This is a genomic window from Paenibacillus sp. IHBB 10380 (genome assembly GCF_000949425.1).
Classification (GTDB): domain Bacteria; phylum Bacillota; class Bacilli; order Paenibacillales; family Paenibacillaceae; genus Paenibacillus_AQ.
On sequence record NZ_CP010976.1, the window covers coordinates 733,643 to 759,085 of the forward strand.

Consider the following 25,443-nt stretch of genomic DNA (forward strand, 5'->3'; position numbering starts at 1 on the left):
GGATAAGCCATGAAAGAGTTATGGAGTGATATACCAACTAATGGGGATTCCATGCTTCTAGCGGTTATTGGCGATCCAATCCGTCATTCCAAGTCCCCCGCTATGCACAATGCAGCTTTAGCCGCACTTGGAATAGAGGGGGAGTATTGGCCTCTTCATGTGGTTCGGGATGATTTAGGACACGCGATAAATCAGATCAAGAAACTTGGATTCCGGGGTATCAACGTAACGATTCCGCATAAAATAGAAGTAATGGCATATTTGGACATCATCGATGATTCAGCTCATATCATTGGAGCTGTTAACACCATTGTGAATAATAACGGAGTTCTAACAGGCTACAACACCGATGGGATAGGTTATGTCCGTTCACTCAAGGACGAAGCTATGGCAGATTTATGTGGTAAGCGGATCATGGTCTTAGGAGCAGGTGGGGCTGCGCGTGGGATTATCCATGCTCTATCTCAAGAAGATCCTGAGACTCTGATCATTGCTAATCGTTCGGAAGACAAGGCAATTCAGATGGAAAACGAATGGAAGTCTCTAGTGAGCATTCGTGGAATCAGTATGGATAAGGTATCTTCCTATTTACCTGACATGGATGTCATTATAAACACAACATCTGTAGGTATGTATCCTCATATTTCAGCTGTACCCATCGATCCAGACGGAATTCCTTCAGGAATTGTGGTCAGTGATTTAATTTATAATCCATTGAACACGGAATTACTGAAAAGAAGTCAGGACAGAGGGTGCATCATACACGGTGGACTTGGGATGTTCGTGAATCAAGGTGCATATGCGCTTGAGTATTGGACTGGCGTGCCAGCTCCAGTAGAAGTGATGCGACAAGCCGTGCTGGATAGTCTCCAGAGCTGATAAAGGCAATTGAAATAATATATGAAATTAAGGAGTTTTGACATTACATGTTAACTGGACAACAAAAACGTTACCTTCGTTCCCTTGCACATCACCTAGATCCTGTCTTTCAAGTAGGTAAAGGGGGAACTAACGATCATCTCATCCGTCATATCGAAGAAGCGATAGAGAAGCGGGAATTGATGAAAGTGACCGTATTTAATAGTGCTCATGAAGATCGGAATGTGATCGCAGCAGAACTTGCTGAAAAATCGGGTTCAGAATTAGTACAAGTCATTGGAAAAGTGATTGTATTATACAAAGAATCTAAGGATAATAAACAAATTCAACTGCCTTAAGGTAGGGGGAGTAACCATGAAGATAGGTATCATGGGTGGAACTTTCGATCCGATTCATATAGGGCACCTGTTGGCGGCGGAATCTGCCAGAGACTCTTTTCAATTGGATGGAATCTGGTTTATGCCAAGTCACATTCCACCTCACAAAGAGATCGCTGGAGCAACAGGAGAGCAGCGCTTAACGATGGTAGCTGCTGCTATTGCGGATCATCCTTCTTTTCGAATGATTGATTTGGAAGTGCGTAGGGGTGGTATTTCATATACCATGGATACGATCAAAGAGCTTCAGCAAACCTATACAGAAGTGAATTTCCATTTCATTATTGGTGCCGATATGGTCAATTATTTACCTAAGTGGGATCGAATTGAGGAATTGTCACAGATGATCACCTTTATTGGTGTAGGGCGTCCGGGATCCTCCTTAGAAATTGATGCATTACCTTCATATTTACAAGGTAAAGTACTCCTAGCTGACATGCCACTTGTGGATATTTCTTCGACTGAGATAAGAGAAAGGGCTATGTCGGGTCACTCGATTCGGTATATGGTCCCAGAACCTGTACATGAATATATCGTAAGGAGCGGGATTTATGAGATATAGTCGTGATCAACTCATTGAAGCTGTGTCCTCGCAAATGCCAGAGAAGCGCTGGCAGCATACACAGGGTGTTATGGATTCAGCCATAAAGCTGGCTCATCAATATGGTGCTGATGCAGAGAAAGCTGAGTTGTCTTCTATACTACATGATGTGGCAAAGTATTGGCCTGTACAGAAATTGAAGAGCGTATTACAAGATAAGCAATTATCGAATGAACTCCTGTTATATAGCAAACAATTGTGGCATGCTGAAGTAGGGGCATATGTAGCAAAGTATGATTATGGAATGGATGATATTGAGGTGCTAGATGCTATTCGTTATCATACATCAGGCCGTATTGGAATGACCTTGATGGACAAGATTGTATGCCTAGCTGACTATATCGAACCTGGAAGAGATTACCCTGGTGTGAATAATATTCGGGAACTCGCCAACCATAGTTTAGAAGAGGGTCTTGTGGCCGGTTTTGATTCCACAATAACGCTGTTAGTATCACGAAAACAAATTATTTATCCGTTAACTGTATTGGCACGTAATGATTTAATTAAGCAATTGGAGGCGAATTCATGATTCAAAAATTTATTGAACCTAAAGAATTGTTAAGTATGGCGGTAGCTGGTGCGGAAGATAAGAAGGCGCAGAACGTTGTTGTCCTAGATTTAAGAGGAATATCACTTATTGCAGATTACTTCGTAATCTGTCACGGTAACTCGGATGTACAGGTACAGTCGATCGCAACTGAAATTCGTAAGCGTGCCATGGATGCCGGATCTACGATTCGTGGTATAGAGGGAATGGACTCTGCGCGTTGGGTACTTATGGATCTAGGTGATGTTATTGTCCATATCTTCCATCGTGATGAGCGTGAGTTCTATAACATTGAACGGTTATGGACTGACGCCAAGGTCGTGGAGAACGTATGAGTTTAGTCGCGGGTACAATTGTCTCGCTTGAAGTGGCCCGTGAAGTATCTCCGTATGGTTTTTTTCTATACGGGGATGATTTTGATGTGCTGCTACACTATACAGAAATCACTAAGGAGATCAAACCTGGTGATATTTTGGACGTATTTATTTTCTTCGATACGGAAGATCGATTAGCTGCGACAATGAAGGTGCCTTATTTGACTTTGGGTGAGACGGCGAAACTGGTCGTTGCAGATATACATCCACGGATGGGCTGTTTCTTGGAGATGGGTCTAGGACGGCAACTACTACTACCGATTCGGGAACTACCTGAAATTAAAGAGCTGCATCCTCGGGTCGGAGATTCTGTATTTGTTACGATGGAACACGATAAGCAGGGTCGGCTATTAGCTAAGTTAGCTGGAGAATATGAACTGGCTCCTTTATCCTTTAATGCTCCTGATTCATGGTTGAATCAATGGGTGACGGCGACGGTATATAAGACATTACAGATGGGGACGTTTGTACTTGTTGATGGCGGCGTGGTGGGTTTCGGTGTCATTGGTCTGATCCATTCTACTGAACGGACAAGGATGCTTCGTCTTGGCGAGGAAGTGCAAGCGCGGATTAGCCATATTCGTGAAGATGGTCGTGTTAACCTCTCTATGGCTCCTCTCAAGGAAATTGGTAGAGATATAGACGCTGATCGATTGTTAACCTTTTTGAAGGAACGTCCAGGTGGAGGAATGCCCTATTCTGATGCTACGCCACCAGATATTATCAAAGAGCGTTTCGGCATTAGCAAAGCCGCTTTCAAACGAGCTATGGGTAAATTGTTGAAGGAAGGTCTGATTGTTCAGAAGGAGAATTGGACATACCTAGTCAATCCAGAATCTGAGCAAGGAAACGAAGAACAATCATAACCTTGATATCATATTGAGGTTTCGGTAGTTATTAGAAAGAGTGGTGTGTCATCATGTCATCCTACCGAAAATTTGCATATGTATACGATGAATTAATGGAGGACATGCCGTATCCTGATTGGATACGTTTTGCGCAAACGGCTTGGGAGAAACATGGAATGCCCCACAGTGTAGTCGAGTTAGGTTGCGGAACGGGGAGCATTACCATTCCTTTGGTTAATTCAGGATTTGAAGTGACGGGAATAGACTTGTCTGCGGATATGCTCGCTGTTGCACGTGGCAAAATGGATGGGACTCCACAGGGTAAACGTCTTTTTCGTGAAGGCAGTATTCGCTGGGTCCAGCAAAACATGACGGAATGGGAGCTTCCAGAGTCTGTGGATTCCGTCATTTCTTTTTGCGATTGTATCAATTACTTGCTGGATGAAGAAGATATTAAATCGACGTTTGCTCGTACATACAGTGGCCTTAAACCGGGTGGAACTTTTCTCTTCGATGTACATCATCCTCGTACGATTCAGCGTTATGATGATGAACAGCCCTTCGTGTATGATGATCCTTCTGTGTCCTATATTTGGACTTGTGATCTTGATGTCCCACGATGTGAGATTGAGCATCATTTGAGCATTTTCGCGCGAGATGAACAGGGCAGTGATCAATATCGCCGATTCGAAGAAATTCATGTGCAGCGGGCCTATGATCCTGATTGGATGAAAGTAGAGCTTATAAAGGCTGGCTTTCGTGATGTGAAATGCTATGCTGATTTTAAATGGATTGAAGCAGAAGATGATGCTCAGCGGCTATTCTATGTAGCTGTAAAGTGAAACGCTGATCAGTTCTTATATAAGCTTGAGAGAGGGTTCCTGAATTATTCAGGAACCCTTTTTATTGATTAGGGATAAGTTACTAGAGCTGTTATAATATTAGAACTGAAGTATTCTCTTTAAGCAAATGTGTTAGAATATTAACAAATCTTCATAAATTGAGGTCGGGAGACGATATCATGGAACTCAAGAATAGAACAGCGATTATTACAGGTGCAGGTAAAGGGATTGGGCTTGCGATTGCAACCTCGCTTGCCCAAGAAGGTGTGCATCTTGGACTCATCGCAAGAACGGCGACTGATTTGGAAATGCTGCGGGACTCTTTAGTTGCCAAGTATGGTATTAAAGTTAGCATTGCGACAGCAGATGTGTCAGTGCAGAGTGATGTGGATACGGCTGTAGCAGCGCTTAAGGAGCAGTTAGGGACGATTGATATTCTAATTAACAATGCAGGAATTGCGGAGTTCGGCACGCTGCTTGAGATGGAGCCGGAAGTATGGGAAAGAATAATGCAGGTCAATTTGATGGGTACATATTATGTAACTCGTGCAGTGCTTCCAACGATGATCGAGCAGAATATGGGTAATATCATTAATGTGGCATCTACTGCAGGAGAGAAAGGATTTGCTACAGGTTCTGCGTATTGTGCATCCAAATTTGCTGTACTAGGCTTGACTGAATCCGTACTACAGGAAGTTCGCAAATTTAATATCCGTGTTGTTGCTCTAACTCCAAGTACTGTAAATACGGATTTAGCTCGTAATGCAGGTCTTAAAGTCGGAGATGAAGATCGAATGATGCAACCAGAAGATGTGGCTGAGTTAGCCTTGGCAACACTTAAGCTACCTCAGCGTGTTTTTGTGAAGACAGCAGGACTATGGACGACTAATCCACAATAAAAGGTTTATTGTATAGATTATAAACTAAATAAGCCTTGGACCCTTTGGTCCAAGGCTTATTTCAATCTGGCTTACGTTTTGAATCTTCCCAACCTCTAACGATGTTCGACCAGGTCAATAGCTCCTAACACGATGTGCGCGAGACCAAAACCTAGAGCTCCATACGCAGCAAGTTTATACTTGCTTCCAAGCAGTGCAGCGCTAGATGCAGATACTACAGTTCCAAGAACAGTAGGAATCATTCCTTCACGCATGTAATCACTCCCTTAGATTGAATTGGAAAGACAAATATTAGTCTTAGTCTAGAGGGGAGTATTTATGCATAAAAGTGATGTGTGCATATTCTCTTTATATTACATTCAAAGTTGAAGAGGATACGATCATTGACTTGATCGTGTTTATTCTATATAATATGTTCATTAAATTGAATATTTTAAACGTTGATGAGGAGTACTAATTTCGAAATATCACTCAGAGAGCCGACGATGGGTGCAAGTCGGTTGATAAATTGAAATGAACTTACCTCGGAGTCATGATATGAATGGAGAAGTTCCCGTGAAATATCATCGTTTTACCCACGTTAAGGGTGTAAAGTGAGTGGAGAACAAAGAATGTATTCCGCTAACTAGGGTGGTACCACGGGAATCAAACCTCTCGTCCCTAGCGATTATACGCTAAGGATGAGAGGTTTTTTTGATGGGTACATATTATGAATGGTCATTGTCCAGACACGCTACATACTTGATTATGTGTATGATTTCGAAGGAGGAGCAAAAGTAATGAGTGAACAACAACAGAATCATGGCTATCAGCCACAAACAATTGAACCGAAATGGCAACAGTATTGGGAAGATAATCAAACGTTTAAGACAGGTGAAGATCCAGAGAAACCCAAATTTTATGCATTGGATATGTTCCCTTATCCATCAGGATCGGGGCTACATGTAGGGCATCCAGAGGGATACACGGCAACAGATATCATATCACGGTATAAACGGATGCGCGGTTACAATGTACTTCACCCTATGGGCTGGGATGCTTTTGGATTGCCTGCTGAGCAGCATGCACTAGACACAGGAGAACATCCAAAGCATATTACGGTTAAGAACATTAACAATTTCCGTCGCCAGATTAAGTCATTAGGTTTCTCGTATGATTGGGACCGTGAGATTAGTACAACAGATCCAGAGTATTATAAATGGACACAATGGATATTCATTCAGCTGTATAACAAGGGGCTAGCTTACATAGCTGAGGTGCCGGTAAACTGGTGTCCTGCACTAGGTACGGTCCTTGCAAATGAAGAAGTTATAGATGGTCTTAGTGAGCGTGGAGGTCATCCAGTTGTTCGTAAACCGATGAGACAGTGGATGCTGAAGATTACAGAATACGCAGATCGTCTGTTGGATGATTTGGAGGAATTGGATTGGTCTGAGAGTATTAAAGATATGCAACGGAACTGGATTGGTAAATCCAAAGGTGCCGAAGTGAAATTTGATATTGAAGGTCATGATGCTCAATTAGCGGTCTTTACAACTCGACCGGATACTTTATTCGGCGCAAGTTACTGTGTTCTAGCTCCAGAGCATGAATTCGTGACTAAGATTACAACAGAAGAGCAACTGGCAGCAGTAGAGGCCTATAAGACTCAGGCTTCGCACAAGAGTGATCTGGAACGTACGGACTTAGCTAAAGATAAGACGGGTGTATTTACAGGAGCCTATGCTATTAACCCAGTGAATGGAGCAAAAGCGCCGATCTGGATCGCAGATTATGTTCTTGCCGGATATGGAACTGGCGCTATCATGGCTGTACCTGGACATGATTCCCGTGACTGGGAATTTGCCAAACAGTTCGGACTAGAAATCGTGGAAGTGGTTAAAGGCGGTAATATTGAAGAAGAGGCTTATAGTGGAGACGGAGAACACGTGAACTCCGAATGGCTGAATGGGCTGCAGAATGTAGAGGCTATTGCAAAAATGATAGCTTGGCTAGAAGAGAACGGTAAAGGTCAAGGCAAAATAACATATCGTCTGCGTGATTGGTTATTTAGCCGCCAAAGATATTGGGGAGAGCCTATTCCAATCCTTCATTTAGAAGATGGAACAATGAAGACCGTTCCCGTGGATCAATTACCGCTTGTCCTACCTGATGTAGATCAAATCAAGCCATCAGGTACGGGAGAGTCACCTTTGGCTAATGTACTTGATTGGGTAGAGACGACTGACCCTGAGACGGGAATGAAGGCTCGTCGCGAGACGAATACCATGCCTCAGTGGGCAGGAAGCAGCTGGTATTACCTGCGCTTTATTGACCCGCACAATAATGAAGAGCTATGTTCCAAGGAGAAGCAAAAGCAGTGGCTTCCTGTAGATCTGTATATTGGTGGCGTAGAACATGCTGTACTTCACTTGTTATATGCACGTTTCTGGCATAAAGTTTTGTATGATCTAGGTATAGTGGATACGAAGGAACCATTCCATAAACTCGTGAATCAAGGGATGATTTTGGGTACCAACAATGAGAAAATGAGTAAATCACGTGGCAATGTGGTTAATCCAGATGAAATTGTAGAGGGCTACGGTGCAGATACACTACGCATATACGAAATGTTCATGGGACCATTAGAAGTAACTAAGCCATGGAACATTAATGGCGTAGAAGGAAGCCACCGTTTCCTTTCCCGTGTATGGCGTCTACTGATTAACGAAGAAGGCAATTTGCATAGTAAAATTGTCGATGGTGAAGGCAACGATGAATTTAAGCGCATATGGCACAAAACTATTAAAAAAGTAACAGAAGATGTGGATAACTTACGTTTCAATACGGCGATTAGTCAATTAATGATCTTTGTGAATGAAGCATACAAGACTGAAGAGTTGCCACGTGTTGCTGTAGAGAACTTTGTACAACTGCTGTCCCCTCTGGCACCGCACATTTCCGAGGAATTGTGGCAGCGCCTTGGACATGAGGAGAGCATCACTTATGCAGAATGGCCAACGTTTGATGAATCTTGGACAGTAGATGCGGAAGTAGAGATTGTCGTGCAAGTGAACGGCAAGATCGTACAACGGACTTTGATTTCCAAAGATATGGATCAAGCAGCGATGCAGGCTCATAGTTTGGCTCTTCCAAGTGTTGAGCAAGCAATTGCAGGCAAGTCCATTCGCAAAGTCATTGCTGTTCCAGGTAAATTGGTCAATATTGTGGTCGGTTAGTTTCATGTTGACCGAGTGATTGGTCTAGCTTCTGTAAATCTTCCTTGTACTTATTATGAGTCGTGGTGATCAGGTTGTGGAAGGCGCCGTCTAAGCTGTGGTTTAACTGAGCTAGAGCTTGGGCGGTAATTCCACCGGGAACAGCGACAAGTTGTTGAAGTTGGAGTGGAGTCAGTTCAGCTTGCGTAAGCAACCTACCTGTACCAAGTATCATCTCACTGGTAAGGCATGTAAGTTGTTCTCTATCTACGCCAGTCATTTCTACAGCAGCATCAATCCATTTGGTTAAGAAAAAGCTAATGAATGCAGGCCCACAACTAGAGAAATCAGAAAAAATACGGGCCTGTAATTCATTAATTTCTACAGGTTTACTGATGTGAGATAACAGATTCTGTAATAGTAGCCTGTCTTCATCATTTAATCTGCTTCCATACATGACTAAAGAAGATCCGCTGTTAACCTTGTGCGTTACACTTGGAATAACTTTGGCAACCTTGCAGCATAGATTGTTCTCCAGATGATACAACTGTATTGGGCTTGTTATAGATACCAATAGTTGCTCAGGTCGTATGTGATCTTGTATTTCTTGTATGACAGCTTCGAATTGAAGAGGCTTCACACATATAAATATGACATGGCTATTTTTGACTGTCTCGACATTGGATTGACATACATGAAGACCTTCATGACGTTCTGATAGGTGATGTAGCTTAGGTACGGAACGATTGCTTACAAATAATTGCTTAGGATGTATTGCATCAGAATAGATGAAGGCATCCAACAAGAGGCTTCCCATACTCCCGGTTCCTATAAATCCTACCTTCATTTGAACATTCCCTCCTTTCATGCTTTACGGCAATGGCGTAGTCCTACTTCATAATATATGCGCTAGAACCTTTACCTGATGACGATTTTTGCGGAGTGACTGCATATAAAGTGAATTTATTTTATTTGTTATTCCATTATGTTGTGATAGAGGTGTAAAGAAATGAGACGTATGCATCAAGGAATAAGCTTGATAGCGGCTTTAGTAGGTAGTGGATTGATTCTGTGGTCCGGTACAGGAAAGGATAATGGTATTCAGGATTGGGAGCCATTAAATTTACAAATAGCAGAGGCATTAGGGGGAAATGAGGTTTCTGAGGAATCGAAGTCTGAAGCTAAAACAGAGACGCGTCCAAGTCCAGTAGTAGCGACTAGTTCAGATGGAGTAGAAAGTCCTCAAGAGATCGTTGATCAGTCATCTTCTTCAGAGACGAAGTCTACCATCCCCGAGCAGAAGGGTGAGACTACAGCCAATATAGAGCCCATTACTTCTAATGTGAAGCAACAACCTTCTAATGTCTTGAAAGTAAACGTGAATACAGCAGGAGCTGCTGAACTTACGGACCTACCAGGTATCGGCGAGAAGAAGGCTCAAGCTATCTTGGAGTATCGTAATCTTAAGGGACCTTTTCGAAAGGTATCAGATCTCTTGAATGTTAAGGGGATCGGTACAAAAATGTTGCAGAAAATAGCTCCACACGTAGAATTGTAAGCTGAATGAAAGAACACAAGGGGGAACCTGAGGAGATGACAGATAAACGTAAAGATTGGGACACGTACTTCATGGACATTGCTTATATGGTATCTACCCGTTCTCGTTGTTCACGTCGACATGTAGGTTCCGTTCTAGTGCAAGGTAAAAAGTTGTTAGGAACAGCTTACAATGGAGCACCTATGGGAATGCCAGATTGCTCAGAGGCCGGCTGTATGATTGCTGAAGATGTGGAGCTAATTGAGATTGACGGGAAGCAGCAAATGATCAAGAAACAACGCTGCATTCGGACGATACATGCTGAACAAAATTTACTTCTGTTTACAGATCGTGTAGATCGAGAAGGAAGTATGGTCTATGTAACAGATGAACCTTGTTGGACATGCGCTAATATGTTAGCTAATAGCGGCATAACTGAAATTGTATTTCATCGACCGTACCCTAAGGATACGAATAAGGTGACTCATATGATGAATAGTATGGGTATTATTTTTCGCCAGTTACATGAATATGAACCTCCTGCTGACACCATAATGACTGTATCTAACTGATCTGATTTTATAATTATACGGTTTGGAGGAAGAACCTCTTTTGCGTCTTTAGCAAAGGGGGTTCTTTTTTTTTGAATGTCGTCCTCTTGGGATGACGAAGTCGTTTGTCCTTGATTAATAATTTCAAAAGGAGTGAGGGTGATCGTGAAGGGCAGAGCCTTATTGATATTTACCCTAGCTTGGGTTGCTGGAAGTAGTATGGCCTGTCTGTATTCCGGTAAGCATTTAATGGGGCTGTGGGTAGGGGTAACCTGTTTACTTATAGCTTCGGTATGGATTCTGAAAGAGAGAATGGGGCTCATTATTGCGGTATGGTTATCGGTGACTGTATCAGGAGGTTACTGGGAATGGCATGATTATTTAAATGTTACTTCGTTACCTTCCTCTCTGCAACAAGATGAGATTAAGCTAGAAGGCATGTTAGTTGAAGCTACAGGAACGATGATTACAGCGGTGGTAGTGGATGGGGATCGGGCGGATCTGGAAGTGAGGTTATCGGGAGTTAATCAATCTAGTGTATCCGAGAAAGTCCTTGTGCAGGTGAAGCTTCAGACTAAGGAGCAGAAGCTTGAGGCTGGACAATGGCAACGTGGTGATTTGTTGAAGCTGAGCGGCACGCTGGAAAAGCCAGGAATAGCTCGTAATTTTGATGGTTTCGACTATAGAAATTATTTGCGGACGAAAGATATCCATTGGATCATGAAAGTACAAGGAATCCCAAATATAGAAGTAACACCGCCGTCTTCGTGGAGTATGATATCTATATTCCGAATGAATGATTTATTAAGAGAGACTCTGGCTATAAAGATGACTCAGTTGTTTCAAGAGCCACATGATGGATACATGAAGGGGCTAGTCATTGGCATGCAAGATGACGTGGATACGTTCACTTATGGTCAATTTTCTCAGTTAGGATTAACTCATATATTAGCTGTATCAGGTACACATGTGGCCGTATATATAGCCTGTCTTATGTTGTTGTTATCTTTATTCAGATTTACCCGAGAAACTAAGTTTACCCTGATTATTCTGCTGATACCTATCTATGTACTTCTTACTGGATTTAGTCCGTCCGTTGTTCGTGCGGGTATCATGAGTATGATTACACTCTATACAGCGAGACAAGGGCTTCTCAAAGATGGATTACATATCATTAGTGCGGCAGCGCTTATCATGTTGGTATGGAACCCCTACCTATTACTAAATGTTAGCTTTCAACTTTCTTTTATTGTTACATTAGGACTGCTGATTTATGTACCTCTTCTATTGCCGATGTTGTCAAAGTTACCTCGCAAATTTGCGATTGCGTTAGGTGTAACGGTAGTCGCGCAGCTTATTTCATTTCCGCTAACTATATATTACTTCAATCAATTCTCGTTACTTTCTATTATTGCGAACTTAATTCTTGTTCCTATAATTTCTTCTGTAACTATGCCACTTGGTATGTTTACGCTAGTGGTTGGAGCGGCATGGACCTCTGGGGCTAGAGGAATTGCAATGGGGGTTGAATGGCTAAATAATATAACCTTTGCTCTCGTTGAATGGATGAATTCATATGAAGCATTCATCATGATATGGCGGAGTCCATCTATTCTGTGGATAGGAAGCTACTATATCGTACTTTATTTACTTCTCTACTTCATTAGAGCTTGGGTACACAATCGACAACCACTTCCAGTACCTATTGATGATACGATGCCACTTGAAGGCGTGAAAAGGGTTGGAAAACCTCATCTAGAGCTCCGGAGGAAGGAGGGGCTAAAGTGGAAACAGATGATCATTGCTCCGTTAATAATCCTATTTGCCATCTTGTTGTATATAGGATATCAGCCCAATTCTTTGAGTGGTGCAGGCACGGTACAGTTCTTGGATGTGGGCCAAGGAGACAGCATTCTTATTACTACGCCTGAAGGAAAGAATATACTAGTAGATGGTGGTGGAACAGTGAATTTCCGTAAAGCAGAGGAGAGTTGGAGAACTCGAAAGGAGCCATTTGAGGTTGGAGCTAAAGTCGTAGTTCCCTTGTTAAAAAAACGCGGAATCCATCATCTAGATGCTGTTGTTCTAACGCATGGTGATCAAGATCATGCAGGTGGGTTACAGGCCGTATTGAATCAAATTCCTGTAAAGGCCTTTTTATTTAATGGAACGACTTCGGGGAAAACGGGTATTGATCAATTATTGACTACAGCAATTACTAAGGGGATACCTGTGTATGCTATTCATCAAGATATGTTTCTTCAAACAGATAGATATAGCGAAATAACGTTCTTATCACCTGAAATGACAGGTGACGAGCAGGCTAATCTGCCCCTTGTAAAGGAGCAGAATCATTCTTCAATAGCTTTTGTATTAACTATGAATGGCGTACGATTGTTATTTACTGGTGATATGGATATAGCAAGCGAGAATATTATACTTGAGGATGAATCTAACCTATCTATGAGATTACAGGGAGTAGATGTTATCAAGATAGCCCATCACGGTAGTAAAACATCTACTTCTGAGGACTGGCTTAGAGCATGGAAGGCATCAGCAGCGGTTATCTCAGCAGGAGTGAAGAATCTTTATGGGCATCCAAATCATGATGTAGTAATGCGTATAAAGGAGCAGGATATGCATATATTCCGTACAGATCAGCAAGGTGAGATTCAAATGAAGGTTTATGAGAATAAGGTATGGGTAAGAAACAAACTTGAATAAGTTGGACTAGAGGATCGTTAATAAAGATATTAGAGGAATGTTGAAATGGTGTTTCATTAATCTTCAAATTTATTCTAGGGGTTGAACTTCATGCTGTACTCTTGTAAGATTCCCATAGAGAGTCTATACTTGGGTCTTTATGTTTTGACGCTCTAATATTACCCGAATTAGGCTTTTTTCTATGCTTTGGATGGGTTTACATAGCGTTTTTAGTTCCTCTAATCATACTATGAATGTTTTAGATTATATTATAATAAAAGATGTTCAGAAAAAAGTAGTTATATTTGCAACAATTTGCTGGTCTTACACGTCTGTAAGATTGCAGGGAGAGGGGGATCCTTTGTGGTAGAGCTTGAACTCATTAGAGCGGCTCAATCGGGCGATCGCGACGCTCTAATTACCCTATTACGAGACATTGAGCAACATGTATATCGAACTGCGTTTTATATTTTAAATAATGAACAGGATGCTATGGATGCAGCTCAGGAATCCTTAGTTCGTATATACACGAAGATTAATTCTTATGAAGAAAAGGCACAATTTAAAACATGGGTGCAACGCATTGTAACGAATATTTGTATAGATAAATTTCGTCGCAATAAGCCTACGGTTTCTATCGATGAGCATGAACTTGTGTTTAGTGATAAACAGAATGTCGAGCAGGAGATACTGAATTCTTATTTGGCAGAAGACATCCAAGAAGCCATTAATCAACTACCTGAGCATCATCGAACAGTTATTGTGCTTAGGTATTTACAGGATTTCTCTTACAACGAAATTGCGGATTGTTTAAACCTTCCACTAAATACGGTTAAATCATATCTATTTAGAGCTAGGCAACAGTTACAGAATATGCTCCAAGAGTATCATAAAGGTGGTGTGTCAGGATGAATTGTCCAGAGGTGGTGGAATGGATGCACCGATATTTGGATTACGATCTTAGTGAAGTGGAAACAGCAGACATGTTTGAACACATTGCTGTTTGTCCAGAATGCGCGGACACATTCCGTGTGCTTAAATTACTTTCTCGTGAATTAGAAGATCTTCCTATAGTAGCGCCTAAGTATAGTTTGGTGGATGCTATTATGCCACAGCTTGATGCTTTGGATCGAGCGCGTAAGGAGAAAAGTGCTTCGGTGGATAACATTCCAGCTGAGATGATTCCAACGCCTATATCTCAACTTAAAGACCGGAGAAGAAGATTTATGGGTTCAACTGCGGCGCGTACCCTAATTGGGATAGCGGCAGCGGGGGTTATTTTGGGAGTGGCAGTTTTAAATTATTCCCCAGAGCAATTGTCTGATGCACAGGTTCAGTTATCTGAAGTTACTTCAAGTAGTGAAGATGGGGAGATGGCAGGAACTGCGTCGGCTACCAATGGCACGTCCGGGGCTGGTCTGTATAAGGATGCTACCGACACTCCAGACACTGCCGCATCCATGAAGACTGAGGAAAAAGCTACAGCACCTGAAGTGGCTGCTTCGAGCGATCCTGAGCCTGAGGGAAGCAACCAACAGCAGGCCGAGACAGGTAATAAGGTTCCAGTTATTCAGCCAAATAAAGCGAATTCAACTATAGAAGATAATAAACAGAATTCTATGAATTCAAACAACAAGGATCAAGTACCTTCAAGTGAGGGGTTAAACAGCTCTTTAAATGATAGTCAGAAAATGGCTTCAAATGCTGTAAGCAATAGTGGCGGTGCTGTTTCAGGGAATAAGGATGTTATAGATAGCGGAAGTGCTGCAAAGAGTGGGGCAGAGAAAGAGGGTATAGAGGCACCTAATCTGAAGACCATAGACCCTGCACAAGATCAATTCACTGCTAGAGTGGACTCTAACCCATCTGACAAATCTGTTAGTACCGACACTATAGCTGTATCTTCATTATGGAGCTCTCCTAATAATAAGTATGTGGCAGTTCTGGAAGGAGAGAAGCTAACTATCAATAAATTACCTGTTTTTGGATCTGAAGAGCTAAGCGAGGGAACTCATACGATTGACTTAGTAGGGACGTGGATATCTGGAGAATGGTCTTCGGATAGCATGATTTTCACGTACCAGTTGGATCAAGAGGGAAAAGCTGTTGTATTTACTTATCATGTGGATAGTGCGACTGTGAAGTCACCTTAAATAAATGCTATATGCATGCACCGTTCAATGATAAAATGAATATAGTATATTACACAATAAATAACCCAACATGATCAGCCATCCATATATAACCAAATGTCGTTATGACCACCGGTAAGATAATTTCTAGAGTTTTCCTTACCGATGTTTATATAGATGAGCTGGAACGAAGGGACCTTAAGCTATGTGCTGATAAGGTCCCTTTGTTGTGGTTGAAACCACTTTTGTTTGGTAAAATCATGAGAGTAAACATTATCTTATATATGATATAGAATGAACTAAAGACGAACTCTTATAGTCCTGATCTTTTTTAGAATCTATAGAACTTGGGAGGGCGGAAATTTTAGCTCAATCTAAATGATCTACATTAAAATAGAGAGCAGGGATTTGGCGTGGATGTTAAGACAGCTGTAAAGACGATTAAGCAAGGCGAAGTAGCACCCATGTATCTTCTTTATGGAACTGAGAAGTATCAGATGAAAGAATTTACTTCTCTGATGGAGAATCATTTGATTCAGAAAGAGGATCATGATTTTGCCATTGTGAATTATGATTTATCGGAAGTTCCGATTCAAACCATTGTGGAAGAGGCAGAGACTGTACCTTTTATGGTTGAGCGTAAGCTAATCTTTGTACGTGATGCTTCTGTATTTACAGCAGGTAAAGAAGGTGGAAAGATTGAGCATCGGATAGAATCACTTTTGGAATATATAAAGAATCCGGCGGAGTATAGCGTTATTATTTTTGTAGTGCAGCATGACAAGTTAGATGAGCGCAAGAAAGTGGTTAAAGCGGTTAAAGGGGCTGGAGTCGTTCTATCATTTGCTCCATTAGGCGGAGAAGAATTACTTCGTTGGGTGGACAAGCAGGCGAAGCAGAGTGGATGTATATGGGCACCTGGAGCTGCTGATATACTCATCAGAAATGCAGGTACACAACTCCAGACGTTGTCTGCTGAAATCAATAAGCTTTGCTTATACGCCGGGAATGGCGGAACGATAGAATGTGATACCATCGATCAGCTCGTAGCGCGTAGTACAGAGCAGAATATATTTGTCCTTGTAGAGGATATTGCTAATCTTCGAATAGATAAGGCGTTAGGTATATATTATGAGTTACTTAAGCAACGCGAAGAGCCTATCAAAATTGCTGCACTGATTGCCAGACAATTCCGAATTATTATGCAGGTAAAGGATTTGGCAGCTCAGAGCTACTCCCAGCAACAAATTGCTTCGCAGCTTAGCCTTCATCCTTATGCAGTCAAAATCGCTGGGGAACAAGCTCGAAAGTTTCGAGCTGAAGATTTACGTGATGTATTAAGTAGAATGGCTGATCTGGATTATCAAATGAAGACAGGAAGAATTGATAAAATACTAGGATTGGAATTATTCCTATTGAGGCTCGTTGCATAGAAAAACAATTAAATAGCATGCTAAAAAGTCCTGATCAGCTAACATGCTGTTCAGGACTTTTCCATTGTCGTATGGATAGCGCTCTTCTTATGCTTGTGCACTAAGGGCGTTAAGTTTTTTCGCCAAGCGAGATTTCTTACGAGCTGCTGCATTTTTGTGGATTAAACCTTTAGTAACAGCTTTATCCAGCTTCTGGGAAGCGGTTTGAATGGCAGCATTTGCAGCTTCAACTTCATTATTTACCAGCGCATTGTCAGCGGCTTTAACAGCTGTACGAAGAGCGGATTTTTGGGAAGCGTTGAGCGCACGGCGTTTGTCGTTCGTTTTAACGCGTTTGATAGCGGATTTAATATTCGGCATTGCATTCACCTCCTGTAAGACATTCAAGTGCATCGAAATGATTCATAACTTAAAATATTTTAGCACGGTGAACTTTAAAAAGCAATACCAAAAAGGCTACGTATAAACATCCACTTCCTCTCGCACACTATCATGAAAAGAAAAAGGAGGTTGATGGTGGTGACATTAGATTTACACAATTATTCTGTTCGGACTGATTTAGCTTTAGATGCGAAAGAAATGGCACAGAATAAGTCCAATATGCCAATCCCAGGAGTGGATGAAGAAGTATCTGAACAGGATGGAATTACAATCACTAGGTTGAATGTACTCAACGATGAAGGCTCACGAAGTATTGGCCGAGTCAAGGGACATTACGTAACGTTGGAGGTTCCGGGGTTACGTGGTGGAGATACGGGTTTACAAGAACGAGTAGCAGAAGCCTTTGCTAAAGAGTTTGAAGACTTCCTAACCTTAGTTGGCATTGACAAGGCTCATTCAGTGCTCGTTGTTGGACTAGGTAACTGGAATGTTACGCCGGATTCTTTAGGCCCACTTGTTGTAGAGAACATGTTGGTAACCCGGCAATATTTCGAATTGGTTCCTGATCAGGTGGCTCCAGGATATCGCGATATTAGTGCTATAGCACCGGGGGTACTCGGAGTGACGGGAATTGAATCAAGTGAAATTGTTCAAGGGATCATTGATCGCACGAAGCCGGATTTAGTCATTGCCATTGATGCGTTAGCATCTAAATCGTTGGAACGTGTAAATACGACCATTCAAATCGCCGATATTGGAATCCACCCTGGCTCTGGTATTGGTAATAAGCGAAGAGGTCTTACGAAAGAAATACTAGGAGTACCCTGTATTGCTATAGGTGTGCCGACTGTTTGTTATGCTTCTACAATTGTAAATAATGTCATTGAAATGATGAAGAGGCACTTTGATCAGGTGACAGGTAGCACTAAGGAAATTATGGGTATGTTGGATGACATGCCAGAGAATGAACGATTAGCATTAGTGAAAGAGGTTCTTGAGCCTTTAGGGCATGACCTCATTGTGACCCCAAAGGAAATTGATGAATTCGTAGAAGATATGGCGAATATTGTGGCGACGGGATTAAATGCAGCGTTGCATGAAGCTGTAGACCCTTCGAATGTTGGATCATATACTCACTGATTAGATCTATTCCATCAGAATAACCAAGAAAGCTCCGAATCTATATAGAATGAACTAAAGACCAACCTTATTATTGATTCTCATTAGAATCAATAGAAAATTGGGGCGAAAACTTTAGTTCAATCTATCTATCGGAGCTTCTTTTTTTTGTTTTCGGTTCTAGTAATTGTCTCTAGTTCATAGATTTGAATTATAAGAGATTTCAGGAGGACACTATGATGAGAACAAAATGGTTTCAACTATGGAATGTTGCCAAATGGAGAGCCAAATTGCTGCATGTCCTGACCATGGGACGTACATTTCTATTGCTTGTTTTTAGCTCAATGATATTTTTTGTGCTACTTGGTTTTGGTGGAATGGTAGAGCAGAGATTTAATTCATCTCCTGTAACCTCCATGAAGGGTTTTGCAGCAGCGCTCTCTAGTGGTGTCTTTATGGATATGCTTGGCATGGAAATGCCTCATCTGAATAAGGGCAAGGTTTCTTCTACATTATCGGGTGAGAAAATGACCGCTTTTGCGTTTCAGTTACTAACGAGCGTCAATCCAAATGATCCGAAAAGCATGTTAGCTAGAGAAATGCCAGGGATGGGAAGTAATGATCCGGTTCTTCTACGGACGGGCTCAGGAAATGAAGATGTAGAGGCGCCAGAAGATTATCATCCTGATTCTGGCAAGGTGGTAGCTGATGCTAAGACACAACAAGGCGAAGTGGTAACGCCAGAGCCGGTAGGTGATCCTGATGTTATCGAGGAAGAAGTTACACCTGAACCGGGTAGTAAGAAGAATGATCCAATACAAGGGAAACATGAAGTGCTAATCTATCATTCTCATCCAAGAGAGTCTTTCAATCCCTTCCTTGGCATAAATATTAGTAATCCGAATTCAGATGTTTCTTCCAAAAATATTATGCAAGTTGGAAGCTTTATTGCAAAGGAATTGAAGATGAGAGGAGTTGGAACCCTCCATCTTGAGAAGGACTATGCCTCCTATATACAAGATTATAACTGGAATTACTCCTATAAATATTCACGACAGACTGTGAAAGAAGCGCTAGCTCAGAATGATCAATTGACCTACTTATTAGATATCCATCGTGATTCTCAGCGTCATAAGAAAACGACAACGGTGATCAACAATGTGAGCTACGCACAAATGTATTTCATTATCGGTCATGAGAACAAAAACTGGCGTCAAAATGAAGCCTATGCGAATGCGATCAACAAACGCTTAGAAACCTCATATCCCGGCATATCTCGGGGAATTTGGGGGAAGACGGCGGAACAAGGCAATGGTGAATATAATCAGTCGCTTTCACCTAATAGTATTGTCATTGAAATTGGTGGAGTGGATAGTACGAAGGAAGAGTTGCAGCGGACATCGCGAGTTCTAGCAGATATCATTGCAGATATTTATTTCGCTGATCAAAAGGCACAGAAAGCCAGTGCTATGAAAACAGACAAGATGGATAAAACAGATAAAGCAAACAAAACAGACAAGAATACTGCTGGTATAGATAGCAAAGGCTAATTCATAAAATGAATGATTGGGAGGGGTCCCCATGTCTCGTATGGGTAGAAAAGTTTGGGGCATTGTCATCTGGACAGGAATGGCTGTTTTACTAGGCATGCAGTTGTCCGGTTTAGGAAAGATGTCCTCTTCGGAACCAGAAGTTCAGGTGGTACCGAATACCGGTCAGCAACAACAAATCACTATCCCTATTCCTAAGCAGAATCAACCAACAGGAGTAAGCACTTATACCATCACATTACAGCCAAACCCAGTGCCATCTGAAGAACAGAATCAGACAGAGATCTCGAATATACAAAAAGATGCAACGCCTCAGCAAATTTTAATACCTGAGGCATCCAAGCCTACAGTGGATGTATTGGCGGATAAGACCGCCAATTTATTGCAACAAGCCTCTGAGAAGAGCATTCGCTTCGTCGTATCTTTGTTTAGTTCAGCTACAGAATAATGCATGTTCAAGAACAAATTTGAGTTTGATTCATACACGGGATTGCCGCTCTAACATACAACTGCTATAATGAGGTGATTGACATATCAGGCTGTTTTGTGGGGGTAAGGCATGTTAGATGTAATGACTAGACAACAGAAAATCCGCAATTTCAGTATTATTGCGCATATAGACCATGGTAAATCGACATTAGCTGACCGAATTTTAGAATTTACTGGGGCATTGACGTCCCGTGAAATGCAAGAACAAGTTTTGGATAAGATGGATTTGGAACGCGAACGTGGTATTACGATTAAGTTACAAGCTGTTAACCTTAAGTATCGTGCAGATGATGGGGAAGAGTATATTCTGAATTTGATCGATACACCAGGACATGTGGATTTCACGTATGAGGTGTCTCGTAGCCTTGCAGCCTGTGAAGGTGCATTACTTGTAGTGGATGCAGCACAAGGGATTGAAGCGCAGACGCTTGCTAACGTCTATTTGGCACTGGATAACAACCTTGAGATTTTGCCAGTCATCAATAAGATTGATCTGCCTAATGCAGATCCGGAACGCGTCAAGCAAGAGATTGAGGATGTTATAGGCCTAGATACGAGTGAAGCTGTATTAGCTTCTGCCAAATCAGGGATAGGCATCAAGGAAATATTGGAGCAGATTGTAAGTCAGGTTCCGTCTCCTACGGGAGATTCAGAGCAACCACTTAAAGCGTTGATATTTGATTCTCACTATGATCCTTACAAGGGTGTTATCGTCTATGTACGAGTCGTGGATGGAAGCATCAAGGCAGGAACCAAGATCAAAATGATGGCAACGGAGAAAACCTTTGAGGTTATTGAAGTGGGCGCATTCATGCCGCGTATGACGATTGTGGATGAATTACATGTTGGTGATGTTGGTTTCATTGTAGCCGGTATTAAACATGTGGGAGATACACGCGTCGGTGATACCGTAACCAATACGAAGAATCCGGCAGCGGAAGCACTCCCAGGTTATCGTAGAATTAATCCGATGGTATATTGTGGTCTTTACCCAATCGAGACGTCGGAATACAACGATCTGCGTGAAGCGCTCGAGAAGCTACAACTGAATGATGCCTCACTGAGTTTCGAACCCGAGTCTTCAACTGCACTTGGATTCGGTTTCCGTTGTGGATTCTTAGGATTGCTTCATATGGAGATTATTCAAGAGCGAATTGAGCGGGAATTTAATATTCCTCTTATTACGACGGCGCCGAGTGTTATTTATCGGATTGCATTGACTAATGGGGAGACTATTGAGATTGATAACCCTTCTAACTATCCGGAGATTGGTACGATTGAACGTGTAGAAGAGCCTTACGTCAAAGCGGCTATTATCGTACCGAACGATTTTGTGGGTACAGTTATGGAACTGTGTCAGAATAAACGCGGTGAGTTCGTAAACATGGAATACCTGGATACCACGCGAGTGACGATAACATATCATGTACCATTGTCCGAAATAGTCTATGATTTCTTTGATCAATTGAAATCGGGGACCAAAGGATATGCGTCCTATGACTATGAGATCTCAGGATATCGAGCTTCTAATCTGGTTAAGATGGACATTTTGCTTAACAATGAGCAAGTCGATGCTTTATCATTCATTGTACACCGTGAACGCGCATATCATCGGGGTCGTATTGTTTGTCAGAAGCTTCGGGAGCTTATACCACGTCAAATGTTTGAAGTACCGATTCAAGCTTCTGTAGGAACCAAAGTCGTGGCTCGGGAAACCGTTAAAGCGATGAGAAAGAACGTACTCGCGAAATGTTACGGTGGTGACATCTCACGGAAGAGGAAACTTCTTGAGAAGCAGAAGGAAGGTAAGAAACGCATGAAGCAAGTCGGAAGCGTAGAGGTTCCGCAGGAAGCCTTCATGGCGGTATTGAAGATTGACGAATAAAGCACGAAATATTAAGTAATTACAATAATGGGGGGAAGCCGATGCGGCTTCCCTTTTCTAAATGGAGGGAATATTATGTCTATACTTCAGCAACAACCAGCACGTGGACATCAGGGAAGCCGTAAGACACAAGCGGTTTATTTGCATATTCCCTTTTGTACGAATAAATGTTTTTACTGTGATTTTAACTCATATGTCCTGAAGGATCAGCCGGTCATGGATTATTTGGTTGCATTGGACCGTGAGATGGAACTTACAGTAGCTAATAATCCTCCTGGACAGATTAAAAGTATTTTTGTTGGGGGAGGAACCCCTACGGTCCTTAAGCCTAATGAGATGGCATACTTTTTGAAGTCTGTTCGCAAGCATTTTCCGGATTGGGCAAGCGATATTGAATTCTCTATGGAGGCTAATCCAGGCACGACTGATTTAGAGAAATTGACGGTTATGAAAGAAGGCGGTGTAAACCGTCTCAGCTTCGGGGTGCAGGCTTTTCAGAACGATTTACTCTCCGGAATTGGTCGTATTCATAATACAGATGATGTGTATCGTAGTTTGGAGAATGCGCGTAAGGCTGGGTTTGATAATATGTCCATTGACCTAATGTTCGGTCTACCGAATCAGACGGTTGAAATGCTAGATGAGAGTGTCACGAAGGCGCTAGCGCTTGATTTGCCTCACTATTCTATATATAGCTTGAAGGTGGAGGAGAATACGCTCTTTCATACGATGTACCAGAAGAATCAGCTTCCTCTACCTCATGAAGATGATGAGTTACAAATGTACCTGCTGTTAATGCGTCGGATGAAAGAGGCGGGTTACGAGCAATATGAGATTAGTAATTTTGCTAAACCGGGCTTACATAGCCGTCATAATATGACGTATTGGTTAAATGAGGATTACTATGGTCTTGGAGCAGGGGCTCACGGATATGTAGGACGGCAACGTCATATGAACATTAAAGGGGTTAACGCTTATGTTGAAGGTATGGCACAAGGTCTACCACGCTTAGACGTCAATCCAATATCTAAAGAAGAAGCTATGGAAGATTTCCTTATGGTGGGGCTGCGGGTCATGACGGGCATATCTCGAGCTCATTTTGAAGAACAATTTCAAGAGCAAATGGATGAGATTTTTGCCAAACCTCTTCATAAGATGGTTAGTGCAGGACTTCTTGAAGTTACGGAAGATGGATATCGCTTAAGCGAGCAAGGGATTTTGTTCGGAAATGATGTGTTTGCTGAATTTATTGGTTCCATAACAGGGTAGAAATATAAGCATTTGACGTCTTGAACTTTTATACGCGTTGTTGTATATTTATTCATAATATAGGGAGCGTGTGTAAGGGGGAGACGGTCATGTCAGCGATATGTAGAAAAGCTGTACCTGACGATGTAGAGCATCTATTTAACATGATAGAGGGCTATGCAGAACAGGGAATTATGCTTCCTCGTTCACGTAAGGTGCTGGAGAAGCAGTTGGATCAGTTTGTTATAGCAGAAATGGCTGGGGAAATGGTGGGTTGCGGCTCGTTATGTAGACTTGGTGATGATCTAGTAGAGATACGTTCACTTGGGATATCTCCTAATCATCAAGGACATGGCATCGGGTCTTTGCTCGTGGGTGCTTTGATTAATGAAGCTAGAGAACAACAATTTCCGAAAATAATGGCCTTAACATATGCAGTTTCTTTTTTTCAGAAAAATGGATTCAGCATTGTAGAGAAAGAGATTTTTCCGGAGAAGGTGTGGACTGACTGCATCTTTTGTAGTAAACAAGATTGCTGTGATGAAATTGCCGTACTTAAAATACTGGACTGACTTGACAATGATCTTGTTAGTTCAGTATTTTATCAGACAATTGGCATAACAACGAGGATTTCTAGGGTCAATCTAGCAAGCCACTGTATCATTAGGACATCAAAATGACTAATGATATAGTGGCTTGTTTTTATTTAAATTTGCTATCAAAGACGAAAGGAAGTGTGCCGAGTGACTCGTTAAGCGCTTTCGGTGTCCTACTAAAATACATGTTTATTATTTCTTATTGACTTACAATTAAATGAGTAGTATATTTTGTATGTAACCGGTTACCTATGAGATGGAGTGAAAACATGGTTTCAATAAAAGATGTTGCGAAACATGCAGGAGTCTCCGTTGCCACTGTGTCTAGAGTGTTAAATGACAAAGGATATGTGGGCGAGGAAACAAGAAAAAGGGTTGAAAAATCCATTAAAGAATTTAACTACAAGCCAAACGAGGTAGCGAGAAGTTTATTTAAGAAACACTCGAATACAATCGGCTTAATCGTGCCAGATATTATGAATCCTTTCTTTCCAGAGTTAGCTAGAGCTGTTGAAGATACGGCTACTAAGTTAGGTTACAATATTATTCTGTGCAATTCAGATGGGAATAGAGAAAAGGAACAAGCCTATTTGGACGTATTGCAACAAAAATATGTTAACGGTATCATTGTCTCTTCTAATACGTTAACTGCTGGTCAGATTGAAAAGCTTAATATTCCGGTAGTAAGTATAGACAGAGAAATTAGTAAGGGTTTACCTACGATTGTTGTGGAGAATAAAAAAGGTTCTATTGTTGCTACCCGTTATTTGAAAAGTAAAGGGTGTAGGAGAATCGGCCACATTAGAGGTACCCGTGCGGTTGTCAATGCGGAAGAACGCTGTGAAGGTTATAAAGAAGTAGTAGGTAAGGAACCATGGTTTAGTGAGAGTTATATTGTGAATGGAAACTACGATATGCAATCTTCAATTGAAGCGACGATAGAGCTTTTAAGCCTACACCCTGAAATTGATGGTATATTTGCAGCTAATGATATTATGGCAATTGGCGCAATTAAAGCCGCTCACCAGCTTGGAAAAAAGGTGCCTGAGGATATTGCAATTATTGGCTTTGACGGAATTAGTTTATCCAGAGCAACGATACCGGAACTAACGACAATTGTGCAACCCATCTATGAGCTCGGAGAAATAGCAACAAAAATGCTAGTTAGTTTAATGGAGCAACAACCGCTTGAGAAAACCTACTTTATCTTAGATGTTGAACTTATAGAGAGAAATTCAACTTAAGAAGGGACAGA

General features: G+C 41.7%; 25 protein-coding genes and 1 other annotated feature. Of the genes, 22 read left to right on the forward strand and 3 right to left on the reverse strand.

Features of this window, described 5'->3' with window-relative positions:
* The first annotated feature begins 9 nt into the window (after window positions 1–9).
* The 8 genes from aroE (at window position 10) to UB51_RS03160 (ending at window position 5,367) form a co-directional block, all read left to right on the forward strand.
* Entirely contained in the window at window positions 10–879 is an 870-nt protein-coding gene (aroE, locus tag UB51_RS03125; protein WP_044876032.1) for a shikimate dehydrogenase, read from the forward strand.
* A gap of 47 nt (window positions 880–926) precedes the next feature.
* Window positions 927–1,217 carry a ribosome assembly RNA-binding protein YhbY gene (yhbY, locus tag UB51_RS03130; protein WP_044876033.1) on the forward strand — a complete coding sequence of 97 codons (291 nt, stop codon included), beginning with the start codon at window positions 927–929 and terminating at the stop codon, window positions 1,215–1,217.
* 16 nt (window positions 1,218–1,233) lie between these two features.
* The gene (locus UB51_RS03135) at window positions 1,234–1,818 is read left to right on the forward strand and encodes a nicotinate-nucleotide adenylyltransferase (RefSeq protein WP_044876034.1); all 585 of its coding nucleotides are present in this window, start codon (window positions 1,234–1,236) and stop codon (window positions 1,816–1,818) included.
* Window positions 1,808–2,386, forward strand: a complete 579-nt coding sequence (gene yqeK / locus UB51_RS03140; protein ID WP_044876035.1) for a bis(5'-nucleosyl)-tetraphosphatase (symmetrical) YqeK — start codon at window positions 1,808–1,810, stop codon at window positions 2,384–2,386. Before UB51_RS03135 ends, yqeK begins: the two co-directional genes overlap by 11 nt.
* The gene (gene rsfS / locus UB51_RS03145) at window positions 2,383–2,739 is read left to right on the forward strand and encodes a ribosome silencing factor (RefSeq protein WP_044876036.1); all 357 of its coding nucleotides are present in this window, start codon (window positions 2,383–2,385) and stop codon (window positions 2,737–2,739) included. Before yqeK ends, rsfS begins: the two co-directional genes overlap by 4 nt.
* Window positions 2,736–3,644: a CvfB family protein gene (locus UB51_RS03150; protein ID WP_044876037.1), complete on the forward strand. Its 909-nt coding sequence runs from the start codon at window positions 2,736–2,738 to the stop codon at window positions 3,642–3,644. The genes rsfS and UB51_RS03150 overlap by 4 nt, the downstream gene beginning before the upstream one ends.
* Window positions 3,645–3,697: 53 nt before the next feature.
* Window positions 3,698–4,468, forward strand: a complete 771-nt coding sequence (locus UB51_RS03155; protein ID WP_044876038.1) for a class I SAM-dependent DNA methyltransferase — start codon at window positions 3,698–3,700, stop codon at window positions 4,466–4,468.
* 179 nt (window positions 4,469–4,647) lie between these two features.
* Window positions 4,648–5,367, forward strand: coding sequence for a 3-ketoacyl-ACP reductase (locus tag UB51_RS03160; RefSeq protein ID WP_044876039.1), 720 nt, complete (start codon window positions 4,648–4,650; stop codon window positions 5,365–5,367).
* Between the two features lie 95 nt (window positions 5,368–5,462).
* On the opposite strand, the gene UB51_RS03165 is transcribed toward UB51_RS03160, so the two are convergent.
* Window positions 5,463–5,621 carry a hypothetical protein gene (locus UB51_RS03165; RefSeq protein WP_044876040.1) on the reverse strand — a complete coding sequence of 53 codons (159 nt, stop codon included), beginning with the start codon at window positions 5,619–5,621 and terminating at the stop codon, window positions 5,463–5,465.
* A gap of 177 nt (window positions 5,622–5,798) precedes the next feature.
* Window positions 5,799–6,032, forward strand: a binding site (T-box leader).
* A 114-nt stretch (window positions 6,033–6,146) separates the two neighbouring features.
* Between UB51_RS03165 and leuS the strand changes: the two genes are divergently transcribed.
* Window positions 6,147–8,585: a leucine--tRNA ligase gene (gene leuS, locus UB51_RS03170; protein ID WP_044876041.1), complete on the forward strand. Its 2,439-nt coding sequence runs from the start codon at window positions 6,147–6,149 to the stop codon at window positions 8,583–8,585.
* On the opposite strand, the gene comER is transcribed toward leuS, so the two are convergent.
* Window positions 8,566–9,411, reverse strand: coding sequence for a late competence protein ComER (gene comER / locus UB51_RS03175; protein ID WP_044876042.1), 846 nt, complete (start codon window positions 9,409–9,411; stop codon window positions 8,566–8,568). The genes leuS and comER overlap by 20 nt on opposite strands.
* A gap of 162 nt (window positions 9,412–9,573) precedes the next feature.
* On the opposite strand from comER, the gene UB51_RS03180 reads away from it, so the two are divergent.
* The 6 genes from UB51_RS03180 (at window position 9,574) to holA (ending at window position 16,920) form a co-directional block, all read left to right on the forward strand.
* Window positions 9,574–10,122 carry a ComEA family DNA-binding protein gene (locus tag UB51_RS03180; RefSeq protein ID WP_044876043.1) on the forward strand — a complete coding sequence of 183 codons (549 nt, stop codon included), beginning with the start codon at window positions 9,574–9,576 and terminating at the stop codon, window positions 10,120–10,122.
* A gap of 35 nt (window positions 10,123–10,157) precedes the next feature.
* Window positions 10,158–10,673, forward strand: a complete 516-nt coding sequence (locus UB51_RS03185; protein WP_044876044.1) for a deoxycytidylate deaminase — start codon at window positions 10,158–10,160, stop codon at window positions 10,671–10,673.
* A gap of 144 nt (window positions 10,674–10,817) precedes the next feature.
* A complete protein-coding gene (locus UB51_RS03190) occupies window positions 10,818–13,376 on the forward strand; it encodes a DNA internalization-related competence protein ComEC/Rec2 (RefSeq protein WP_234405532.1) in 2,559 nt (852 codons plus the stop codon).
* A gap of 342 nt (window positions 13,377–13,718) precedes the next feature.
* Complete coding sequence (locus UB51_RS03195) at window positions 13,719–14,267, forward strand: RNA polymerase sigma factor (RefSeq protein ID WP_044876045.1); 549 nt, start codon at window positions 13,719–13,721, stop codon at window positions 14,265–14,267.
* The gene (locus UB51_RS03200; RefSeq protein WP_044876046.1) at window positions 14,264–15,508 is read left to right on the forward strand and encodes an anti-sigma factor family protein; all 1,245 of its coding nucleotides are present in this window, start codon (window positions 14,264–14,266) and stop codon (window positions 15,506–15,508) included. The genes UB51_RS03195 and UB51_RS03200 overlap by 4 nt, the downstream gene beginning before the upstream one ends.
* A gap of 392 nt (window positions 15,509–15,900) precedes the next feature.
* Complete coding sequence (gene holA, locus UB51_RS03205; RefSeq protein WP_044876047.1) at window positions 15,901–16,920, forward strand: DNA polymerase III subunit delta; 1,020 nt, start codon at window positions 15,901–15,903, stop codon at window positions 16,918–16,920.
* 87 nt (window positions 16,921–17,007) lie between these two features.
* On the opposite strand, the gene rpsT is transcribed toward holA, so the two are convergent.
* Entirely contained in the window at window positions 17,008–17,280 is a 273-nt protein-coding gene (gene rpsT, locus UB51_RS03210) for a 30S ribosomal protein S20 (protein WP_044876048.1), read from the reverse strand.
* A gap of 159 nt (window positions 17,281–17,439) precedes the next feature.
* On the opposite strand from rpsT, the gene gpr reads away from it, so the two are divergent.
* The 7 genes from gpr to UB51_RS03245 all read left to right on the forward strand — a co-directional run bounded on the left by gpr (window position 17,440) and on the right by UB51_RS03245 (window position 25,432).
* Window positions 17,440–18,441, forward strand: coding sequence for a GPR endopeptidase (gene gpr, locus UB51_RS03215; RefSeq protein WP_044879861.1), 1,002 nt, complete (start codon window positions 17,440–17,442; stop codon window positions 18,439–18,441).
* A 218-nt stretch (window positions 18,442–18,659) separates the two neighbouring features.
* On the forward strand, window positions 18,660–19,970 hold the full coding sequence (locus UB51_RS03220; RefSeq protein ID WP_044876049.1) for a stage II sporulation protein P: 1,311 nt from the start codon (window positions 18,660–18,662) through the stop codon (window positions 19,968–19,970).
* A gap of 31 nt (window positions 19,971–20,001) precedes the next feature.
* Complete coding sequence (locus UB51_RS03225; RefSeq protein WP_044876050.1) at window positions 20,002–20,418, forward strand: hypothetical protein; 417 nt, start codon at window positions 20,002–20,004, stop codon at window positions 20,416–20,418.
* A 111-nt stretch (window positions 20,419–20,529) separates the two neighbouring features.
* Window positions 20,530–22,344 (forward strand): translation elongation factor 4, encoded by a 1,815-nt coding sequence (gene lepA / locus UB51_RS03230; RefSeq protein ID WP_044876051.1) that lies wholly within the window; start codon window positions 20,530–20,532, stop codon window positions 22,342–22,344.
* A 75-nt stretch (window positions 22,345–22,419) separates the two neighbouring features.
* Window positions 22,420–23,613: a radical SAM family heme chaperone HemW gene (gene hemW, locus UB51_RS03235; RefSeq protein ID WP_044876052.1), complete on the forward strand. Its 1,194-nt coding sequence runs from the start codon at window positions 22,420–22,422 to the stop codon at window positions 23,611–23,613.
* Window positions 23,614–23,702: 89 nt separating this feature from the next.
* On the forward strand, window positions 23,703–24,164 hold the full coding sequence (locus UB51_RS03240) for an N-acetyltransferase (RefSeq protein WP_044876053.1): 462 nt from the start codon (window positions 23,703–23,705) through the stop codon (window positions 24,162–24,164).
* Window positions 24,165–24,457: 293 nt separating this feature from the next.
* Complete coding sequence (locus UB51_RS03245; protein ID WP_044876054.1) at window positions 24,458–25,432, forward strand: LacI family DNA-binding transcriptional regulator; 975 nt, start codon at window positions 24,458–24,460, stop codon at window positions 25,430–25,432.
* The last annotated feature ends 11 nt before the right edge of the window (window positions 25,433–25,443 follow it).